Source organism: Neobacillus cucumis (assembly GCF_023715505.1).
In genome coordinates, this window is sequence record NZ_JAMBOH010000040.1 from 13,740 (window position 1) to 33,749 (window position 20,010).

The 20,010-nt window shown below is 38.8% G+C and carries 18 protein-coding genes and 1 pseudogene; 15 read left to right on the forward strand and 4 right to left on the reverse strand.

Translation table 11 applies throughout. The annotated features are described in order from the left end of the window. Positions 1–16: 16 nt before the first annotated feature. The 11 genes from fsa to M3226_RS28555 all read left to right on the forward strand — a co-directional run bounded on the left by fsa (position 17) and on the right by M3226_RS28555 (position 11,214). Entirely contained in the window at positions 17–676 is a 660-nt protein-coding gene (gene fsa / locus M3226_RS28515; RefSeq protein WP_251572525.1) for a fructose-6-phosphate aldolase, read from the forward strand. Positions 677–924: 248 nt separating this feature from the next. Then, positions 925–2,262 (forward strand): glucose-6-phosphate isomerase, encoded by a 1,338-nt coding sequence (locus M3226_RS28520; protein WP_251572527.1) that lies wholly within the window; start codon positions 925–927, stop codon positions 2,260–2,262. A 379-nt stretch (positions 2,263–2,641) separates the two neighbouring features. After that, a complete protein-coding gene (locus M3226_RS32900) occupies positions 2,642–2,830 on the forward strand; it encodes a chromate transporter (protein WP_374110702.1) in 189 nt (62 codons plus the stop codon). A 473-nt stretch (positions 2,831–3,303) separates the two neighbouring features. Continuing rightward, on the forward strand, positions 3,304–3,633 hold the full coding sequence (locus M3226_RS28525; RefSeq protein ID WP_251572529.1) for a TAXI family TRAP transporter solute-binding subunit: 330 nt from the start codon (positions 3,304–3,306) through the stop codon (positions 3,631–3,633). A 215-nt stretch (positions 3,634–3,848) separates the two neighbouring features. Continuing rightward, entirely contained in the window at positions 3,849–5,405 is a 1,557-nt protein-coding gene (locus M3226_RS28530) for a 4-hydroxyphenylacetate 3-hydroxylase family protein (RefSeq protein ID WP_251572531.1), read from the forward strand. 27 nt (positions 5,406–5,432) lie between these two features. Then, the gene (locus M3226_RS28535) at positions 5,433–6,347 is read left to right on the forward strand and encodes an FAD synthetase family protein (RefSeq protein ID WP_251572533.1); all 915 of its coding nucleotides are present in this window, start codon (positions 5,433–5,435) and stop codon (positions 6,345–6,347) included. Positions 6,348–6,440: 93 nt separating this feature from the next. Next, complete coding sequence (locus M3226_RS28540; RefSeq protein WP_251572535.1) at positions 6,441–7,277, forward strand: dioxygenase family protein; 837 nt, start codon at positions 6,441–6,443, stop codon at positions 7,275–7,277. Positions 7,278–7,481: 204 nt separating this feature from the next. Then, a complete protein-coding gene (locus M3226_RS28545; protein WP_251572537.1) occupies positions 7,482–9,407 on the forward strand; it encodes a XylR N-terminal domain-containing protein in 1,926 nt (641 codons plus the stop codon). A gap of 86 nt (positions 9,408–9,493) precedes the next feature. Further along, complete coding sequence (locus M3226_RS28550; RefSeq protein WP_251572539.1) at positions 9,494–10,582, forward strand: maleylacetate reductase; 1,089 nt, start codon at positions 9,494–9,496, stop codon at positions 10,580–10,582. A 206-nt stretch (positions 10,583–10,788) separates the two neighbouring features. Further along, on the forward strand, positions 10,789–10,920 hold the full coding sequence (locus M3226_RS32390) for a hypothetical protein (RefSeq protein WP_285858037.1): 132 nt from the start codon (positions 10,789–10,791) through the stop codon (positions 10,918–10,920). A gap of 63 nt (positions 10,921–10,983) precedes the next feature. After that, a complete protein-coding gene (locus M3226_RS28555; RefSeq protein ID WP_251572541.1) occupies positions 10,984–11,214 on the forward strand; it encodes a hypothetical protein in 231 nt (76 codons plus the stop codon). Positions 11,215–11,500: 286 nt separating this feature from the next. Here the strand turns inward: M3226_RS28555 and M3226_RS28560 are convergent, their stop codons facing one another. The 3 genes from M3226_RS28560 to M3226_RS28570 are packed head-to-tail and all read right to left on the reverse strand — an operon-like array spanning position 11,501 to position 14,015. Beyond that, positions 11,501–12,682 carry a thiolase family protein gene (locus M3226_RS28560; RefSeq protein WP_251572543.1) on the reverse strand — a complete coding sequence of 394 codons (1,182 nt, stop codon included), beginning with the start codon at positions 12,680–12,682 and terminating at the stop codon, positions 11,501–11,503. A gap of 21 nt (positions 12,683–12,703) precedes the next feature. Beyond that, positions 12,704–13,357 (reverse strand): 3-oxoacid CoA-transferase subunit B, encoded by a 654-nt coding sequence (locus M3226_RS28565; RefSeq protein WP_251572545.1) that lies wholly within the window; start codon positions 13,355–13,357, stop codon positions 12,704–12,706. Continuing rightward, a complete protein-coding gene (locus tag M3226_RS28570) occupies positions 13,347–14,015 on the reverse strand; it encodes a CoA transferase subunit A (RefSeq protein ID WP_251572547.1) in 669 nt (222 codons plus the stop codon). The genes M3226_RS28565 and M3226_RS28570 overlap by 11 nt, the downstream gene beginning before the upstream one ends. 208 nt (positions 14,016–14,223) lie before the next feature. Between M3226_RS28570 and M3226_RS28575 the strand changes: the two genes are divergently transcribed. From M3226_RS28575 to M3226_RS28585, 3 genes are all read left to right on the forward strand, one after another. Then, complete coding sequence (locus tag M3226_RS28575; RefSeq protein ID WP_251572549.1) at positions 14,224–15,003, forward strand: IclR family transcriptional regulator domain-containing protein; 780 nt, start codon at positions 14,224–14,226, stop codon at positions 15,001–15,003. A gap of 374 nt (positions 15,004–15,377) precedes the next feature. Beyond that, entirely contained in the window at positions 15,378–16,634 is a 1,257-nt protein-coding gene (locus M3226_RS28580; RefSeq protein WP_251572551.1) for an MFS transporter, read from the forward strand. Between the two features lie 208 nt (positions 16,635–16,842). Next, positions 16,843–17,301, forward strand: a complete 459-nt coding sequence (locus M3226_RS28585) for a hypothetical protein (RefSeq protein ID WP_251572553.1) — start codon at positions 16,843–16,845, stop codon at positions 17,299–17,301. 1,166 nt (positions 17,302–18,467) lie between these two features. Here the strand turns inward: M3226_RS28585 and M3226_RS28590 are convergent. Further along, entirely contained in the window at positions 18,468–18,620 is a 153-nt protein-coding gene (locus M3226_RS28590) for a tyrosine-type recombinase/integrase (protein ID WP_374110699.1), read from the reverse strand. 173 nt (positions 18,621–18,793) lie between these two features. On the opposite strand from M3226_RS28590, the pseudogene M3226_RS28595 reads away from it, so the two are divergent. Continuing rightward, positions 18,794–19,124 (forward strand): annotated as a pseudogene (locus M3226_RS28595) (glucose-6-phosphate isomerase); the annotation flags it as partial. Positions 19,125–20,010 lie beyond the last annotated feature (886 nt).

Here is a 20,010-nt window from a genome sequence, read left to right on the forward strand (position 1 = left end):
ATTGGAGGAATACATCATGAAATTTTTTATCGATACTGCAAACTTAGAGGAAATTAAAAAGGCTTATAAAATTGGTGTGTTATCAGGTGTGACAACGAACCCTTCTTTAGTAGCAAAAGAAGGCGTGAAATTCCAAGACCGTATTGCTGAAATTCTTAATGCCGTTCCAGGGGTAGAGTCTGTTTCTGCTGAAGTAACACCCAATGCTTTAACAGCAGATCAAATGATTGCGGAAGCAGAAGAACTCATTAAAATTAACGGCGGTGATAAAAATATTACCATCAAACTTCCAATGACACTTGATGGCCTAGAGGCTTGCCGCTTCCTAACGAAAAAAGGTGTTAAAACTAACGTTACTTTGATTTTTAGTGTGAACCAGGCATTATTGGCAGCTCGTGCAGGAGCTACGTATGTTTCACCATTCTTAGGACGTTTAGATGATATTAATGAAGATGGTGTGGAACTGGTAGCAAAAATTGCAGAGATGTTCCGTGTTCAAAATCTTGATTCTCAAATCATTGCAGCATCTGTTCGTCATCCTGACCATGTTACCCGTGTCGCGTTGGCAGGTGCACATATTGCAACGATTCCATTTAAGGTCATTGAGCAATTATCAAAACATCCTTTAACCGATCAAGGACTTGAAAAATTTGCTGCAGACTGGAAAACTATCTAAAAATTGTTAAAGCAAAAGGGCGTTAAGTCACTAACGCCCTTATACATTATTAAAGGGAATAACGAGTCCTCTGATTACCGTTGAAGCTGAAAAGTCATGCTAGTGGGAATCAGACGAGGCATCTGGTTACCACTGAACATGAAAAAAGAAGCTAGTAGGAATCAGACTAGTACCTGGTAGGTTTTTATCCCGATTTTCAATGGTTGTAAAAACGGCCAAACTAAAAGATAGAAAGAGGAGAAACAATAATGGCTATTACTTTTGATTATTCTAATGCATTGTCTTTCATGCAACAGCATGAAGTGGATTATTTAAATGAATTTGTAAAAACAGCACATAACATGCTTCACGAGAAAAAAGGACCAGGCTCTGATTATCTTGGGTGGGTAGATCTGCCGCATAGCTATGATAAAAAAGAATTTGCAAGAATCAAAGCAGCATCTGAAAGAATCCGCAGTAATTCCGATGCCTTAATCGTAATCGGTATCGGGGGCTCTTATTTAGGTGCAAGAGCTGCTATTGAAGCACTATCTCATACGTTCCATAACCAAATGGATGAAAAAACAGAGATTTATTTTGCTGGCCAAAATATCAGCGCCACATATCTAACCCATTTATTTGATGTGATTAAGGACAAAGATATTTCTGTCAATGTGATATCAAAATCTGGGACAACAACAGAGCCTGCAATTGCGTTCCGAATTTTCCGGGATTATCTGGAGAAAAAGTATGGGAAAGAGGAAGCGAAAAAACGTATATATGCGACAACAGATCGTGCTAAAGGTGCGTTAAAAACACTGGCAGATGAAGAAGGATACGAAACCTTTGTCATTCCAGATGATGTCGGCGGCAGATATTCTGTGTTAACTGCAGTTGGATTATTACCAATTGCAACAGCAGGATTAGATATTGATAAAATGATGGCAGGCGCCGCAGCTGCTGCGGATAAATATAATAACCCGAACTTGGCAGAAAACCAAAGTTATCAGTATGCTGCAGTCAGAAATGCTCTTTACCGTAAAGGAAAATCGATAGAACTGCTAGTCAATTTTGAACCATCCCTTCATTTTGTATCTGAATGGTGGAAGCAATTATTTGGTGAGAGTGAAGGAAAGGACCAAAAAGGACTATATCCTGCTTCTGTCGATTTCTCCACCGATCTTCACTCCATGGGACAATATGTACAAGAAGGACGTCGTGACCTGATTGAAACGGTAGTATCTGTAAAAGAACCTAAAGTAGACATTACCCTTGGTGCAGAAGAGGCAGATCTTGATGGATTGAATTACTTAGCTGGAAAGACTATGGACCATGTGAATAAGAATGCTGCACAGGGTACCGTCCTAGCACATGTGGATGGAGGAGTTCCTAACCTATCTGTCGAGCTGGACCAATTAAATGAATATACCTTCGGTGAAATGGTTTATTTCTTTGAGAAAGCATGTGGAATCAGCGGATTGCTAATGGGAGTAAATCCTTTTGACCAGCCAGGGGTTGAGGCATATAAGAAAAACATGTTTGCCCTCCTAGGTAAACCAGGATATGAAGCAGAAAGAGAAGAATTACAAAAACGTATATCAAAATAATAGTAAAATGAAGGCACTCTTATCTTAGATAACGGATTCTGTTTTCAAGTACAAAACATTAACTAAAGCAGTAATAAGCAGTCCAATTCGCATAGGAATTGGACTGCTTTTTTTGAAGGTATATCCATCCTTATTTTTGTTGAACGACGTTGAAGAAGGGGGATTGAATCCTCTTAACTTCACTTTTGAAGAAAACTTCGTAATAAGAACTCACTTTTAATTAAGCTATGAAAATATCAACTTGGATAAACGATACATTTGAAATCGACAACATAGCCGCACAGCATCTGCGTGGGTTGGCTACTCAACTGCAGGTTTGCCTGGGGCCATTGTATCGGCATAAGGGATGGTTTTGCCATCACTCCTGCTCATTTTGATTATGGCCACATTCTTTTATAAGTTTAGCCAAAATCCGTCCGTGCAATCAATGTTTTATGGGCTTAGGCCTGTTGTCACTGGATTAATCATTTATGCAGCGATTAAATTTGCGACTACAAATGGTGTCATTTCTCTCACTCCGAGCTTTCACCGGGAAGTTTGCTCATTATTTTCGTTTTATCCCTACTAGCACTTTTAAAACTAAAATGGCACCCCGTATACGTTATTTTACTTTCAGGGTTAGTCGGGATTGCTTTATACTCCTAAAGAATACTAGCAGCCGCTTCTCATTTTAATAGAAAGGTTTCTATTAACTAAGCTGAATAAGGCGGAAGACAAAGTAAACTTTCGTCTTTTTAGTACAGTTTCAAAGTGGGATAAAAAAATTAACATAGGTTAAGTAGGTGAAAAAGAGAAAATGAAATAAATATCAGAATACTAAAAATGTTGGTATTCGTTCAAAAGATAAAAAGGAAACCTAAGTTTAATAGAAAGTAGGATTAGTATGATGGACTTTCCTAATAATTTCAAGGGGGTATTTCGTAATGATAAAAAAGTAATCTTGAAAACGGTTTCTTTGATTCTGGTAATGGGTCTACTAGCCGCTTACAGTAGTGCAGAGTCTTCTTCCAATAGCAAAGAAGGCGGAAATGGGATTATACTGTGTTAGATGTTGACCCAGATAACATGGAAAAATTGCTAGCGGATAAACCTTATTATTCTTCCCTTACCCCTGAACCTAGTACGTACCCAGGGCAAGACGAAGAGATATTAATTGGATCATTCTCTTCTATCTTTGTGACACATAAAAAAACGGATAATAAAGTTGTCTATGGATTCCTAAAGGCTATTTGTGATTATAGTGAAGAGTTGAAAACAGTTCATCCGACATTTAATGTGACAGAAGAAAATATTACAGAGGAATCGAGTTGCCGTACCACCCAGGCGCGATTGAGTTTTTTGAAGATCATGGAATTGAATATGAAACCTTAGCAAGGCTTACTCCTTTAGTTCGCTGCTAGTCTGACGGAATCGGTTTAACTCTTTCATGAAATTCAGCCGATTCAGACAGAAATTTTTTTATAACACTAGCCAATTCGGTTGATTACACCTATAAGTAAAATTGTTAAGATATAAATAGTTAAAATATTCTTAATACTACAACTTGAGAGAACGACCATCTTTTTAAATAATAGGAGGTAGAGAGAATGGGAAAAACAATTCGTAAACCAATGACAGGAGAAGAGTATATTGAAAGCCTGCGTGACAATCGTCAAGTTTACTTGCATGGAGAAAAGGTAGAAGACGTCACAACACACCCAGCATTTCGTAACTCAGTGCGCTCCATTGCTCGTTTATATGATGCTTTGCATGATCCTAAGCATTATGACGTATTAACTGCACCAACGGATACAGGCGGAGGAAGTTACACACAAAGATTTTTCAAATCTAGTAAAAGTGCCGATGATTTATTAAAAGCACGTGATGCCATTGCAGGATGGGCAAAGTTAACTTATGGATGGATGGGCAGATCACCGGATTATAAAGGGTCATTCCTTGCTACATTAGGCGGAAATTCCGAGTTTTATGCTCCGTTTGAAGACAATGCGCTTCGTTGGTATAAAGAAGCTCAAGAAAGAAATCTATTTATCAACCATGCGATCATTAATCCGCCAATTGATCGGAATAAACCAATGCATGAAGCTTCAGATGTCTTTATCCATGTTGAAGAGGAAACTTCTGAAGGAATAATTGTAAGCGGTGCCAAGATGGTTGCAACAGGCTCTGCGATCACAAATTACAACTTTGTTGCGTACAACGGAACATTGCCAATTCAAAAAGAAGAATATGCACTTGCCTTCTTCGTACCACAGGATGCACCAGGACTAAAATTACTTTGCCGCCCATCCTATGAGATGAACTCAGCCGTTATGGGCAGTCCATTTGATAATCCGCTTTCCAGCCGATTTGATGAAAACGATGCAGTTCTTGTATTAGATAAAGTATTAATTCCATGGAAAGATGTCCTTATTTATAAAAATATTGAAAAATCAAATCAATTTTTCAAAGAATCCGGATTTGTCAATCTATTCTGTTTCCATGGTTGTACACGACTTGCTGTTAAAATGGACTTCATCGCAGGCCTTGTCATGAAAGCAACCGAAACAACAGGTACAAGCCAGTTTAGAGGTGTTCAGGCAAACATTGGGGAAATCATTGCTTGGAGAAATTTATTCTGGGCTTTCTCAACAGGAATGGCCATGAATCCCGATCAAGGACCTGCAGGAAGCGCTCTACCAAACTTAGAATACGGTCAGTCCTACCGAGTTTTCTCAAACTTAGCTTGGACAAAAGTAAGAGAAATTATTGAAAACATTGTGGCGGGAGCCTTGATTGTTCAGCCTTCTAGTCCGCTTGATTTTAAAAGTCCAGAACTTCGTCCGGTTCTTGACCGATTCTATCGTGGCTCAAACGGTTATGAAAGCCTTGAAAAGAATAAAATCATCAAACTTTTATGGGATGCGGTTGGAACAGAATTTGGCGGAAGACATGGATTGTACGAACGTAACTATACTGGAAATAATGAAGATATTCGTATTCACAACTTATTCACGGCAAGAGGAAATGGCTCTGCCGATGAATTCACAAGCTTTGTTGAACAGTGCATGAGCGAATATGATCTTGATGGCTGGGCAGATGGAACTCCATGGATCAATCCAGATGATGTAAACCAAATCTTGAAAAATAAAGAGCTAGTAAAATAGGAAAACAAGGAAAGGGGGAGAAAGGGAATGCAAGTTATACAGTCAGCCTCGGATCTTCAGCAGAACGGAAAAGGAAGCTTTGTGGCGATTGGAAAGTGGGATGGGATTCATCGCGGTCATCAACAGCTAATCCGTCATATTGTCACAAGTGCCCGAAAGAACAACTGTCAATCGATTGTGATTAGTTTTGACCGGCATCCTCTTTCCCTTTTAAAACCTGGGAGTGAACCTTATCAATTGCAAAGTACAAGGGAACGCAGTGAAATGCTAGCTGCTCTTGGGGTTGATGTTCACCTAGTACTTCCTTTTACTAAAGAATTTGTAAATCTTTCTCCCGAAGCTTTTGTTACAACTGTATTGGGTGAAATAAATGCATATGAAGTCATGATTGGTTATAATTTTAGGTTTGGCAAAAAAAGAAGAGGGACACCAGAGTTGCTTAAAACTCTGTGTGCACCTCTTCATATCAACGTTGAAGTAGCTCCGCCAATATACATTGAAAATGAAAAAGTATCCTCTACATTGATTCGTGAATATCTCCAAAAGGGAGAGGTTGAGAAAGCTTCTAATTTATTAGGAAGACCGGCAATTCTTAATGGAACAGGAAATCTTCTTCCATCCAAAACAGGTGAAGAAGGTAATTGGTTTGAATTATTGCTTGCTCCATCTAGTAGGTTTATAGGGTCGGGAACCTATACGGTCAAAATGGAGAATTGCTCAAACGGTGTATCTGCAAATGCACTTCTCCTTGTAAAGGAGAAAGGAAAATATTTTCTATATGTAAAGAAATCGTTCTTAAGTAAAAGCTCTCAGCCTTTTCGCGTTCACCTACTGTTTCGTGAAAATAAGGATAGACAAATAGGCAAGTATTTACATCAACATATTGAACAGTTAGAGATGACGGCCGAATCATCCAAGAATGAACTTTACTTGTCTATTTAAACCATCGCTAATTTAAATCGTACATGTCGAGAACTCCGTCATTTATATATATTACCAAAATAATCCAAATGTTAATAGGGAGGATTCATTGCAATGGATACAAGATTAGCTGCAATTACCGCCAAATTTACCCAGTATCTTCATGAGCTTGTGGAAGAGTTTCAAGTGACAGAGGAAGAACTTTTTAAAGCAATTGATTTCTTTACTGAAGTGGGAAAAAAGAACCAGTATATGCTCCTTTCCGATGTGTTAGGCATCTCTGTCAAGGTCGATGAGATCACAAATGGTCCGCATCATCATCATCTTGAGGTGACACACCATAATGTCGAAGGACCGCTTTATCGTGATGGTGCTCCATTACTGAAGACTCCTGCCAATATTTGCCCAGAATATTCGAAAGGCGATGTGTTAGTCGTAAGCGGTCAGGTTTTATCTAATGACAAACAACCCATTGCTCATGCTGAGCTTGATGTATGGCAAGCAAATGAGCATGGTTATTATGAAAATGAAGACCAAGACCAACCGGAGTTCAATCTTCGCGGCAGAGTTCAATGCGATGCTGAAGGCCGTTTTGAAGTTCAAACCATCGTTCCTGCTCCATATGAGATTGGAAGAACAGGCCCTGTCGGGGATCTATTGAAAAAAGTTGACCGTCATTCGTGGCGACCAGCTCATATCCACTTTAAAGTGTCTGGTGAAGGATTTGATTCGATTACCACTCAATTATTCATTCCAGATGATCCATGGATTGAATCCGATTCCATCGGTGCTGTAAAGGAATCTCTCATTTTGAAATTTGAAACATGTGAAAACGAGTCTGAAATGCTAGAGAGAGGACTTGACAAACCATTCTTTAAAACGAATTACAATTTTACCCTTCCTCCAAAAGTGGATGCACCTGCACAAGAAAAAGAAATCTCTCATTTATAAAATAGGCCGTATGACTTTGGAAATGAAACTATAGGTTCCTATTAAAAAACGATAAACATCCCCTTCGCTGCCTCTAGAGGAGGGGATTTCCTTCTTTAATAAGTAAAAGGTTTGTACTCGGTAAAAAGAAAATTTAAAATATTACTTATAGAGTGAAAAAGAAGGTCTTCTCTTGTAAAATTTGAAAGATAAGGATGAAATACGATGAATCAAGTATTCAGTTCCTATAAATTGCCTGATATTGATTTTCAACCCGGTCAAATTATGTTTAAAGGAGAGCGCTTTGTTTTGATGAATGCGGAAGCACTCGGAATGCTAAGCCGTGATCTGATTTCCACATTAGGTCGTGAACGGGCAAAAGCCTTTCTACTCCGTTATGGATGGGAGTGTGGATATAAAGATTCTATCTCCATTAAAAATCTATATCCCCAAGCAACGATTGAATTTCTACATAACCAGGCCCCGATTTACCATATGCAGGAAGGTGTTGCAAAGGTTCAAGTTAAACATTTACATGCTGACCTTGAGAAGGGAAGCTTTTCCATGGTAGGAATTTGGCACGATTCCTATGAAGCCACCCAACATATTCAAAACTTTGGGATTGAAAACGAACCTGTCTGTTGGACGCTCGTTGGGTACGCGAGCGGGGTCTCCACGGCCATTTTTGGCAAAAAAATTATCTATAAAGAAGTAACCTGTATTGGTCGTGGAGATGATGAATGCCGTTATGTCGGGAAAACGGTGGATGAATGGGGAAGTGAAATTGAATCAGAATTAGTCTATTACAATGGGACCAAGATTGCGGAAGAATTAGAAGAAGCACATTTAAAAATAAAGGAACAAAATAAATTGCTTCAACAGATCATGGATACACATGAACAACTGAATCAGATGGTCTTATCCGGTCGTAGCAGGCAGGATATTATAGATATGATCGGACAGCTTCTTCAGTCTCCAATCGTCTTTCAAGATAAATACTTTCGGTTGCTGAATTCATGGCTACCACCAACAGAAAATACACCGATTGATCAATACCTCCTTGATCCCATGAAAAAAGGGTTCTCTGAATTACAAATGACTTTAAGTAGATTAACACAAGAAAAGCAGGCTGAGGATTTAGCCTTTTCTGATCGACCCGATTTCCCAAAACGAACCGTCGTACCTATTATTGTAAATGATGATGTAATGGGCTACTTGTCCGTTATCCATGTGGATGGTACCGATCAAGAAATGAGACGTATGATCACAGAACGAGCCGCACAAGCACTGGCATTCGATTTATTAAAGGAAATTACGGCATTGAATACCGAGAACAAGTTAAAAGGGGACTTTCTCGACGAACTTGTTTCCGGTTCCTCTTCTCTTGGTTCATTAGAAAAAAGAGTAAACTATATGGGTTTTGACTTTCACAAAGCTCATCGATTTATGATCATTCAATTAGATGAGAGTTCAGCTCAAAGGAATCCTGCGAAAAATGAGTATGAACTCAGGATGGATTTACGGAAAGAACTGATCAATATTGTTCGCTATCAAATACCTCCGTCCATTAAAGACGTTTTAATTGTCGAGAGGAGAGGGAAGATCATTTTATTAGCACCTACCCACTCAAATGGATTAAATTTAATGGAAATCGGAAAGACACTTCAAAAGCGGAAGAAAGACCTTTTAAAAAATGTCAGAATGTCGATCTTCATTAGCCGTGAGTCCTCCCATATTAGTGAATTGAAACCATTATTTGAAGAGTGTACAAATACCATTGATATCATGGCTCGACTAAAACGAGCTGGCGAAATTTACAATGTTGAAGACATGAATCTATTCGATCTGTTATATGCAGGACGGGAACAAGATAAGCTTCATCAATTTGCGAATCAAACATTGGAAAAACTGCTGGAATATGAGGAAGATTCAGGTGGAAATAACTTGCTTTTAACTCTTCATGTTTTTCTCGCTAATGATTGCAACTTGCAAAAATCTGCAAAAGACCTTAATGTCTCTTTAAGTGGATTAAAGTATCGAATTCAACGCTTAAAAGATATAGGTGAAATTGATTTTAACGATGGAGATCAAAAATTTAATTTGCAGCTTGCCTTACGTGTTCTCATTGCAAATGGAATGATTCACGTTTAGGAAATGTATGGATCGTTTTATACCTGCTTTTTATCTTTGTCCATCTTCGCTCATCAAAAAAGTAGAGATTTTAGGAGGTCTATTTTATGAAAAGGTTTTTATATGAATCACAGCCCAGTCGAATTGTTTTTGGGGACGGGGCTATAAAAGAGATAGGAAAAGAAATCCAGCTTCTTGGGATGAAAAATGCTTTGGTCATTTCGACACTAGGAAAAAATGGGATGGAACTTGCGGGTAAGGTCGCAGCCTTACTCGGCGATCTTTGTCAAAGTATCTATCCAAAGGCCATTCAGCATGTACCAATCGAAAGTGTGATTGAATCAGTAGAATATGTTAAAAAGAATCAGATCGACGGTCTTATTACTGTCGGTGGAGGTTCCCCGATTGGTCTTGCCAAGGCCATCGCCTTAGAAACCGAACTTCCAATTTTAGCTCTCCCAACAACCTATGCCGGTTCAGAAATGACACCTGTATGGGGGATAACGGAAAATGGAGTGAAAAAAACAGGGAATAATGTGATTGTTAAACCCAAAACCATTCTTTATGATCCTGAACTCACAACGACTATCCCTGCCAAGTTGTCTGTTACAAGTGGAGTAAATTCAATTGCCCATTGTGTTGAAGCTTTATATTCACAAAATGCAAATCCAATTACTTCTCTTCTAGCTGAAGAGGGGATAAAGTCTTTTGTAAAAAGCTTGCCTAAGATTGTTGAGAATCCCAATGATTTAAGTGCACGGTCTGATGCTCTTTATGGAGCTTGGTTAGGGGGAACCGTCTTAGGAACTGTTGGAATGGCCCTTCATCATAAACTTTGCCATACATTAGGAGGAACCTTTAAACTTCCACATGCCGAAACTCATACGGTAGTGCTGCCATATGCGATTGCCTACAATGCAGAATATACGCCGAAAGCCATCCAATCGATTTCAAGAGCATTAAATTCAGATATTCAGGATGTGGCCGGTACACTGTTCGACCTCATTCAGTCATTAGGAGGACCAGTATCCTTAGAAAGCATTGGGTTTAATGAGGAAGATATTGAAAAAGCAGCTGATTTGGCTACCAAAAATCCTTATTATAATCCTCGACCTATTGAGATAGAAGCGATTAGGGACTTGCTTGAGGATGCGTTTTATGGAAAACGACCGGGACCAATACCGAAAAGAGTATAATAAAAATAAGCAGGAAGCATTATCAAAAAATGGGTTGACTTACCGAGGAAAAAAACGGGTCCAAATCGTACGTCGATTAGTACCCGTTTTTTTGATGTATCTTTTAACATAATATTTTAGCTCGGATTTAGTATTGGTTGTCAAGATATCCCTATTTGTTTAGTAAAATTAATACTAGTATTTGATTTTCATACGGGGGGATTGGAATGAAGGAGTTACGTTTATTAGTAGGTTCTACAAAATTTCCTAATATCCGCAGATGGGCAGATAGGATTTGCTATCAACAGAAAAGAAGATTGTATGGAGCCACATTATCCTTATCAAAATGGAGATGCTAATGGTTATATCCACATTCAAAACCACGAAGAATTAGCTGTATATTAGCAAAACAGATAGGAGCAATGACAAAAGCAGAATTTTTTAGTTGTTATAATGTTGGCCCAAAAGATTCTTGGAAAAATGATTATATTAGGTATTTGGATAGAGATAGAGAAATTAAAAGAGCTTTATTGGAAACTGGAATTCAGTTAAGCATTAATAAAGAGGTTAAGTTTTATACGGAACCTGGATACTATGAGAGAACTCCTATCAAGCATAGTAAACGATTTTTGGAATTGTTTGGGGGAATTTAACGGACAACTTTAAAATAGAATGCCTAATTCAACAAAACGCACCCAATATCTATAATTTAATAAGGAAGTAAATTATTAAGTCTAAAAACGCTCAAATAAACATCTCTGAGCGTCTTTGCTTACAATGTTATTAGCATTTTTCTCTCCCGTACCTGAGCCCGTTAATCCATGCTTGCTTCTTATTTTCTATTTACAGATAAAGGAACAGTGAGGCGGGCGTATTCTAGACTAAGCTCCGTCGTCCTTTTTGTTCAGTTGTACTATGTTAAAGAAGGGGTAATAAACTCTACAGGGATTCTAACAAAATGGCCATGCCCTGACCGCCGCCTATACAGAGTGTTGCTAGGCCAAATTGTGTTTTTCGAGCCAACATTTCATGGATAAGCCTTGTGATGATGACCGCACCTGTTGCACCTAGTGGATGTCCGAGCGCAATAGCGCCGCCGTTGACATTTACTTTGTTGATATCCATATCAAGTTCTTGTATCACTGCAAGTGATTGCGATGCAAAGGCTTCATTTAATTCAATTAATCCAATATCGTTTAAATGGAGGCCGGTTTTTTCTAGAAGCTTTTTCACCGCCGGAACGGGGCCAACTCCCATGTAACGAGGATCGATTCCCGCTATTGCCCAATTGCTCACCTTTGCTAGTGGCCTTAAACCAAGTGATGTCGCTTTTTCTTTTGTCATTAAGAGGAGTGCACTTGCACCGTCATTACGGCCACAAGCATTTCCAGCGGTAACTGTCCCATCCTTTTTAAAAACTGGCTTTAAACTTGCGAGTTTTTCTAACGTTGTTTCGCGCATATGTTCATCTTTACTAAATAGGAAAGATTCCCGTTTGTTTTTTACTTCAATCGGGGCGATCTGGGAACTAAATCTTCCAGCTTCCCATGCTTGTTTCGCTCGTTTTTGGCTTTCTAAAGCGAAAGCATCTTGGTCTTCACGGCTAATATCGTATTTCTCTGCCACGTTTTCAGCAGTTACGCCCATCCCTAAATCTTTCCCATACATTTCAATTGGCTGTTGGCCATTTTCAAGATTGGAATCGACGGTATAGGGATTGCCTTCTCCAAACCGAGCATTTCGAAGATAGATGGGCGCTCGACTCATATTTTCAGTACCGCCCGCAATGACCACTTCATCAGGGTGAAAGGCAAGATGTTGGACCCCAGAGACAACCGCTTGGATGCCAGAAGCACAAAGACGATTTACCGTTTGGGCGCTCGCCGATATAGGAATCCCAGCACGAAGACTAGCAACACGAGCGACATTGGAGGACTCTGTTGATTGTCGCACCTCCCCCATGATGACTTCATTGACCATTTCTGCTTCAAGTCCAGTAGATGCAAGAACATCCTTAATGACAGCTGCGGCTAAATCCCCTGAATTTATTGACTTTAAACTTCCTCCAAATCTTCCAACCGCTGTTCGCTTCGCTTCAACAACTACATAATCATATCCCATATTATAAAAAACTCCTTTCCATTACACTTGATAGTTTGATAGGGTAGTAGAGACAATATATTCAGCTGGTGTCATCTCTTTCAGTTCCTGTTCCGTCATGTCCTCAGTCAACTCTTCTAAAATCATTTTTCCGTTTTCGAATCGAAACACCGCATATTCAGTTATTAAGAGACTCACTACATTTTTGGCTGTAATCGGGAACGTACAGCTTCGAAGGATCTTAGGCTCCCCGCCTTTTGCACAATGCTGAGTGGTGACAATCACCTTTTTTGCCCCAGCCACGAGGTCCATCGCACCGCCAACGCCGAGAATTTCTTTTCCTGGGACGGCCCAATTCGCGATATCCCCATTTTCTGCTACTTGTAAGGCACCAAGGATTGCAACATCTACATGTCCTCCACGGATCATGCCGAATGATTCGGAGGACGAAAAATAGGAAGCTCCGACCTGAGCGGTAACGGGCAGTTTCCCGGCATTAATGATTTCTGGATCTAACTCTTCTTTCGAAGGGGTAGGACCTACTCCAAGCAGCCCATTTTCTGTATGCAAAAAGACGATTTTCTCCTTTGGCAAGAAATCAGCGACCAAAGTTGGAATCCCTATTCCTAAATTGACAATATTGCCATCGTTGATTTCCTTTGCCGCTCTAATCGCCATTTTTTGTTTACTGTTCATTTGGATTAACTCCCTTCACAATGTAGTTCACAAATAAATGAGGAACGACAATTTCTTCTGGATTTAATTCTCCTACTTCAACAATTTCTTCTGCTTCTACAATCGTGATTTTTGCCGCTTTTGCCATATCAGGATTAAAGTTACGGGCAGTTTTTGAAAATATGAGGTTCCCATATCGGTCGGCTTTCTTTGCTTTTATTAGGGCAATATCTGGACATAATGGAAGTTCAAAGACATATTCTTCTCCGTTCAGGATCCGTGATTCTTTGTTTTCAGCAAGAAGCGTACCAGCTGATGCTTTCGTATAAAATCCCCCAATCCCGGCACCACCAGTGCGAAGTCGTTCTGCGAGCGTACCTTGTGGGACGAGTTCGATTTCAAGCTTGCCTTCATTTACATATCGGACAGCATCAATGTTGCTTGTAAAATACGAACCAATTGCTTTGGTAATTTTATTTTGCAGTAAAATCTTCCCAAGGCCTTTACCGTCAGGTTCCCCGAGGTTATTACTAATGATGGTTAACCCATAAACAGGATGGTCTCCTAGCGCTTCAACTAACTGTAATGGACAGCCAACTAAACCGAATCCGCCGACAGCGATAGTATTTCCATCTTTTATAAGCGAGATTGCTTCATGAACTGAGACAACCTTATTCATTTTTTACTCCTCCTTTTAAGATGAAAAGCTATTTCTCTAATCATAGTTGAATTTTGCTTAATGTTAATGTACACTATGCGTATGATTATACGGATAATGTAATATGATTTTATTATAAAAACTTTTCAGAAAATAATCAACGGTATTGTTTAGCTTTTTGAGAAATGAAAAAATTTTATTAAAAATGACAAAAAAGAGAGGGGATTGGATGAAAAAAGCAGAATCAAATTATTTCGTAAATTCTGTTGCGAAGGGGTTTGCTGTATTAACGGCTTTTGACTCTAGTAACAATACAATGTCGCTGAGTGATCTAGAAAAGAAAACAGGAATTAATAAGGCTACGGTAAGAAGATTTGCTCTTACCCTCGTTGACCTCGGATATCTTACCTTGACTATCGATAATAAATTCAAGCTAAGGCCAAAAGTCTTGGATCTCGCTGCTCATTATTTAGAATCTCTTAACTTGCCAGATTTAGCGCATCCAATTCTTGAAAGAATCTCATCAACCATCAAGGAATCGACCAATGTTGCTATAATAGATGGAGCTGAAATCGTTTATGTACTCCGGGTGAGTGCGGCTATAAGGATTATCGGTACTAATTTAAGAGTTGGTTCGAGGCTTCCATATTACGCGACTTCCTTAGGGAAAGCACTCGTTGCTTGGCTGCCAGCGGAGGAGAGAAAAAAGATTTGGGAAACTGCAAAAGTAGAAGCTTTCACGGAACACACGATAACTGACTTCGATAAACTGGAAGCCAATTTTGAAGATTGCCGTAGGAATGGCTATGCAGAGGGAAACGATGAATTAGAAGTAGGTCTTCGTTCCATTGCCATCCCGATTTTCAATAAAAAAGGCGAACCCATTGCCGCTATCAATGTTTCCACGAATTCTATGAGGACCTCTGAGGAAAAAATTAAAGAAGTATTTTTTCCGTTATTAAAAGAAGGAGCAGAAGAGCTTAACAGGCTTGTGAATACGTTTAGTTAGGAAACAAAAATGATTTTTACTTTCTTTACAATTCAACAAAGTGTAGTCCTATGTTTGTTGGATTTTAAGTTTAAAAAAATAATGAGGAAGCAAAGGGGGGATATGCTCCCTTTTTTGTATTTAAAAAAGGCAAAGAAAGCAGTTCTCGTCAATGTAGTCTCAAAGCGTTAGAAAAAATGACCTATCTTTTTCGGACAGTTGGTTCATGAAAAATCAGAACAGAATGGTCAGTTACAATGAATAAAATTTTAGGTATATTTAGTTCAATAGTTGGAATTTTTTGATTATTGCAAAAGGAGGTATAATGGTTTTTTACTATATTCACCGTATAAATGCTTTAAATTTTATTGAATACGCTTACAAGGAGGATGTAGATGAACAAAGTACATGATCACTCATATGAATGGAAGGCGATTTTATTACTTTCCATTGCATTTGGTTTAGTAGGGTTAGATCGTTGGATTATATCTCCATTGTTCCCAGTTATGATGGAGGATCTAAATTTAAACTATCAAGATTTAGGGAATATAACTGCTATTCTAGCAATCTCATGGGGAATATTCTCGATACTCCTAGGGGGAATTTCAGATAAGATTGGACGAAGGAAAATTCTGATTCCATCCATGCTTGCCTTTTCTCTACTAGCAGGGTTGAGCGGCCTTGCGGGTGGCTTAATGAGTCTATTATTGATAAGAGCCATGATGGGAGTTTTTGAAGGTGCGTTTACACCAGTAAGTATCGCCTCCACACAAGAAGCTTCAAATCCTAAACGGAGAGGATTTAATATGGGGCTTCAGCAAAGCGCCTTTGTTTTATTTGGTTTAGGACTAGGACCGATATTTGCTACCCAATTATTAAAGATTGTTCCTTCATGGCATTGGGTATTTGTTCTTGTTTCGATTCCTGGCTTTATCGTTGCCTTTTTATTATATAAGGTCATTAAAGAGCCTGAGCACGTTCAATTGAATAAAAAAGAGACGAAGGAAGTAATGAAAAAGATAGAATGGAAAGATTTATTTAAACACCGAAATGTTTGGTTATGCATGTTTGGACTATTTGGAGTCATGACGGCTCTTTTCGTTATCAGTGCAATGATTCCAAACTATCTTACTGACTACTTACAACTATCAATTAGTGAAATGGGATTTGTTACATCTGCTGTAGGATTTGGAGGATTCATTGGTGCACTAGTTCTTCCTGGAATCTCTGATAAACTTGGACGTAAACCTGTCCTCATGACAGCCTTATTAGTAGCTATTGGAATGATTTTATTATTTATGAATACTGGAGCTAATGCTGCTCTATTATTTCCTTTACTTTTTATCATCGCTGGTTGTATTTTTGGCTGCCTTACTATGCTTGCGGGACCGGTTACGACTGAATCTGTTCCTCCTGCTTTAGTCGCATCCGCAGCAGGAATTCCCATTGGAGCTGGAGAAATCTTTGGCGGCGGAGTATCTCCTGTCATTGCAGGATTTGTAGCCCAAAATTATGGAATTGAACACATTTTACTGATCTCAATCGTAGGATTAATCGTTTCTCTAGTCATCTCTGTATTTTTAATCGAAACAGCACCGGCAAAAATGAAACGTACGACTGAAATTGGTGATGTCAAAATAATTGAATCATAAAAGTTAAGAAAGCAAAGGTATGGACGGATCACTGAAAAGTTGCCTTTTTAATCCGTCCTTTTCTTGGAAAATAGTTAAAAAGCAATTCTATTTATCTGCTAAAGTGGATTTTTAATCAATGACAATTTGATTTTTTTAAGACATGGTAACCCTTTGTTTTTACTTTCAGAATATCTAATCATACTCACTAGATATGGAGGTTGTTCAAATGAAGTTGAAAAAAATTGAGGACCGTCTACCAAATGAAATGGTTGAATTATTACAAGGAAAAACACTAGTCATGCTAAATGTTTATGACGAAGAATTAGGTCGAGTTATTTCGAGTGCATTATCATGGGTGTTTGCACTTGATGATAAGACAATCCGATTTGCGGTCGATCATAAATCGCGTCTAGTAGATTTAGGAGCTTTAAATGCAGAAATGGTATTTACCTTTATCGGAATGAACAAGGTTTATTCCATATCTGGCAAATCAGGAATTAAAAAACGAATAACAGAAGAAATCACAATAAAAATGGCGATCATTGAGGTGGAGATTGACGAAATCAGAGACATTACTTTTTATGGCGCTGAAATTACCCAAAATCCAAATTTTAGAAAAACATATAATGAAAAGCTTGTGAAGAAACTAGATGAAGAAGTGCAAAAAGAGATTATAAGTGCATAGTTTTGGCAATAATTCACGGATAACTGGGGTCAGTTCGTGCGGACGAGTCTAGGTCGTAACATATAGCGGGTAAAATTCCCGTCGAGTATGAACTAGCCATTCACTCGTAGCGAGTCTTGGAGGGCAGCGGGTAACCGCTGTCTTTAAGCGTAGACAGTTAGGTAATGGGCTGAAAGCCGTTAGGTTGAAAGGATTGAGCTTTTCGAAAACCCAAATTCAGAAGGGCAGATGCGTTGGTCTGTGCAGAAAGCAACATTTCTATCATCGTAAGTGGCAAGAGGATAGAAACCTTCTCGGAGTCATTGACCTTGGCACGTTACACATTGATATGTTACTGCAACTCGGGAGAGCCTGCAGTTCTTTTCGCATTTTAGCGAAGAGTATGGTGTACAGGCGATACAAAGTGAAGAAACCAAATGTCTCTCAGGCAGTCGGATAACAGCGTAGTAACAATGAAGTCGGGTAATGCTGAGTGAGGAAAGGCTGTTACTTGTCATTGTTCTTACTAGGGACACATTAACTACACACAGAGGTAGTAGATAAATTAATGGAAACAAAACTATTGAGAATAGCGGAACTAGTAAAATCTCACCCAGAAATGAAATTTACTTCACTTGCGCATATGTTAAATGAAGATGCGCTTAAACAATGTCATAATGAACTTCCAAATTAGAAAGCAACAAGGGTAAATCGAACAACAAGAGAAGAATATAGGGGACATATAGATGAAAACATTCAATAATTAGTCAAACGGCTGAAAACGAAAGGATATCGTCCAACACCAGTAAGAAGAGCATATATTCCTAAAGCAGGTTCGAGTAAGAAGCTCCCATTAGGAATACCTGAATATGAAGATAAAATAGTAATGTAGTTGATATATCTTCCTTCCAAGTAGAAATTTAGGATTTTCGGAGCATCGTGACAATTTCGCTTTGGACGAAAACCAAAGGAAGAATCAAGGAAGTCTTGTTCATAGATGGCATTCAGTATTTTCGCTATCGCTCTCTGAGAATAAAGCCGTTCAGGTAAGTAAATAACTAAAATCCTTCTATATGCTAGCTTATTCGCAGTATTGCTGTTTATATCGTTATGATCCTGTTCGAGCACAGTATGGTGTCTGAAAAGAACTGATGGAATCTCCCTTTAATCCCATGATAGTCCGCATTTTACGCATTGGGTACTGCTTTGAAAGTTCTTTTAAATCTGTAATTGTTATGTGTATAAATTTGAGGTGTGGATAAACTTTTATGCCTAAGTAACTTTTGAATGGTCACCAAATGAGCCCCCTCTTGAAGAAGATGAGTAGCACAGTATGCCACAATTTATGTGGAGTCATTTTTTTTCTAGATTTTAGCTGTTTCTCTGCATATTTTTTGACCATCTATTGAATTTTGCGTGGAGTAAGTGCCCCTCCTTTTTTGCTTACAAAGAGTTCTGAAATCTCACTAGTTCTAGAAACATATTTTGCTTAATAGTCAGTATCCTTTTATGGAAAAAAGAGGCTGCTGATCTGGATGGATTGAATTATCTAGCTGGAAAAACCATGGACTATGTTAACAAGAATGCTGCTCAAGGAACGGTTTTAGCTCATGTAGATGGAGGAGTTCCTAACCCATCTGTCGAGCTGGATCAACTAAATGAATATACTTTCGGTGAATGGTTTATTTCTTTGAAAAAGCATGTGGAATCAACGGTTTGCTAATGGGATAAATCCTTTTGACCAGCCGGGTGTAGAGGCATACAAGAAGAACATGTTTGCCCTCCTTGGAAAACCAGGATATGAAGCAGAAAGAGAAGAATTACAAAAACGGATTTCTAAATAGTAGTAAATGAAAGTACGCTTGTCTAAGATTATAAAGGTTTTTGAATGCTTTCTTATTAAAAGACACAAGAATGGACGTATGAATTGGCATACGTCTTTTTCTACTCTTGCTGGTTACTCGATTAAGGCCAAAACATCCTATGTAAAAGGGAGTGAAATTTAGCTCAAAAATCCAGGGGAACTTCATTTTGATGCATTACGGTGAACCGTATCACAAGTTTTTATATAAATAAGGTTTTGTATTCATCGCCCATTACTATTGGGAGTTTTACTTTTTTATATACCAACAACGGTGCCAATACGACTGTCATTTCGCACGTAACTTAAGAAAAGCACTTTAAAACGGAACCCTTTATCTAGGATTAACGGGTCTATTATCGAGTATAAAGCATAAATATCACGATTAGCAGTCCGATTCGCATATGTACGAATTGGACTGCTTTTTTTGGTGCGCCCGGCATGGGCTATAACTTGGTGGTGAAAGTCCACTACAGGCTTGGCAGTAGGAACTGTTAGCCAATGGCAAGGGTGTCCACCGTGAGGTGGAATCTGAAGGAAGCCGGAGACAAAATCCCGAACTGACGAACAGAAACTGTATACAAGGCTGAATTGGAATGGACGAGTTTGCCAAACAAAACAAAGTCCGATAACTGCACGAGTTCCATACAGTAAATACAGCAGTTACATGGGAGGAAGGTTATAGCTCTTACCCGGGGAGGTCTTACAAGGGTTCCCGGCAAGAGAGATGGAACATCTCACAAGGAACAAGTTTGTCAGTGATGGCAGACTGAATTGTAAGAAGTCAGCAGAGGTCATAGTAATTCTTAAAGAATGAAGGACCGAACAATAATAATCTTGAAGGAATATGGAGGTAAGGACAGTGCAAA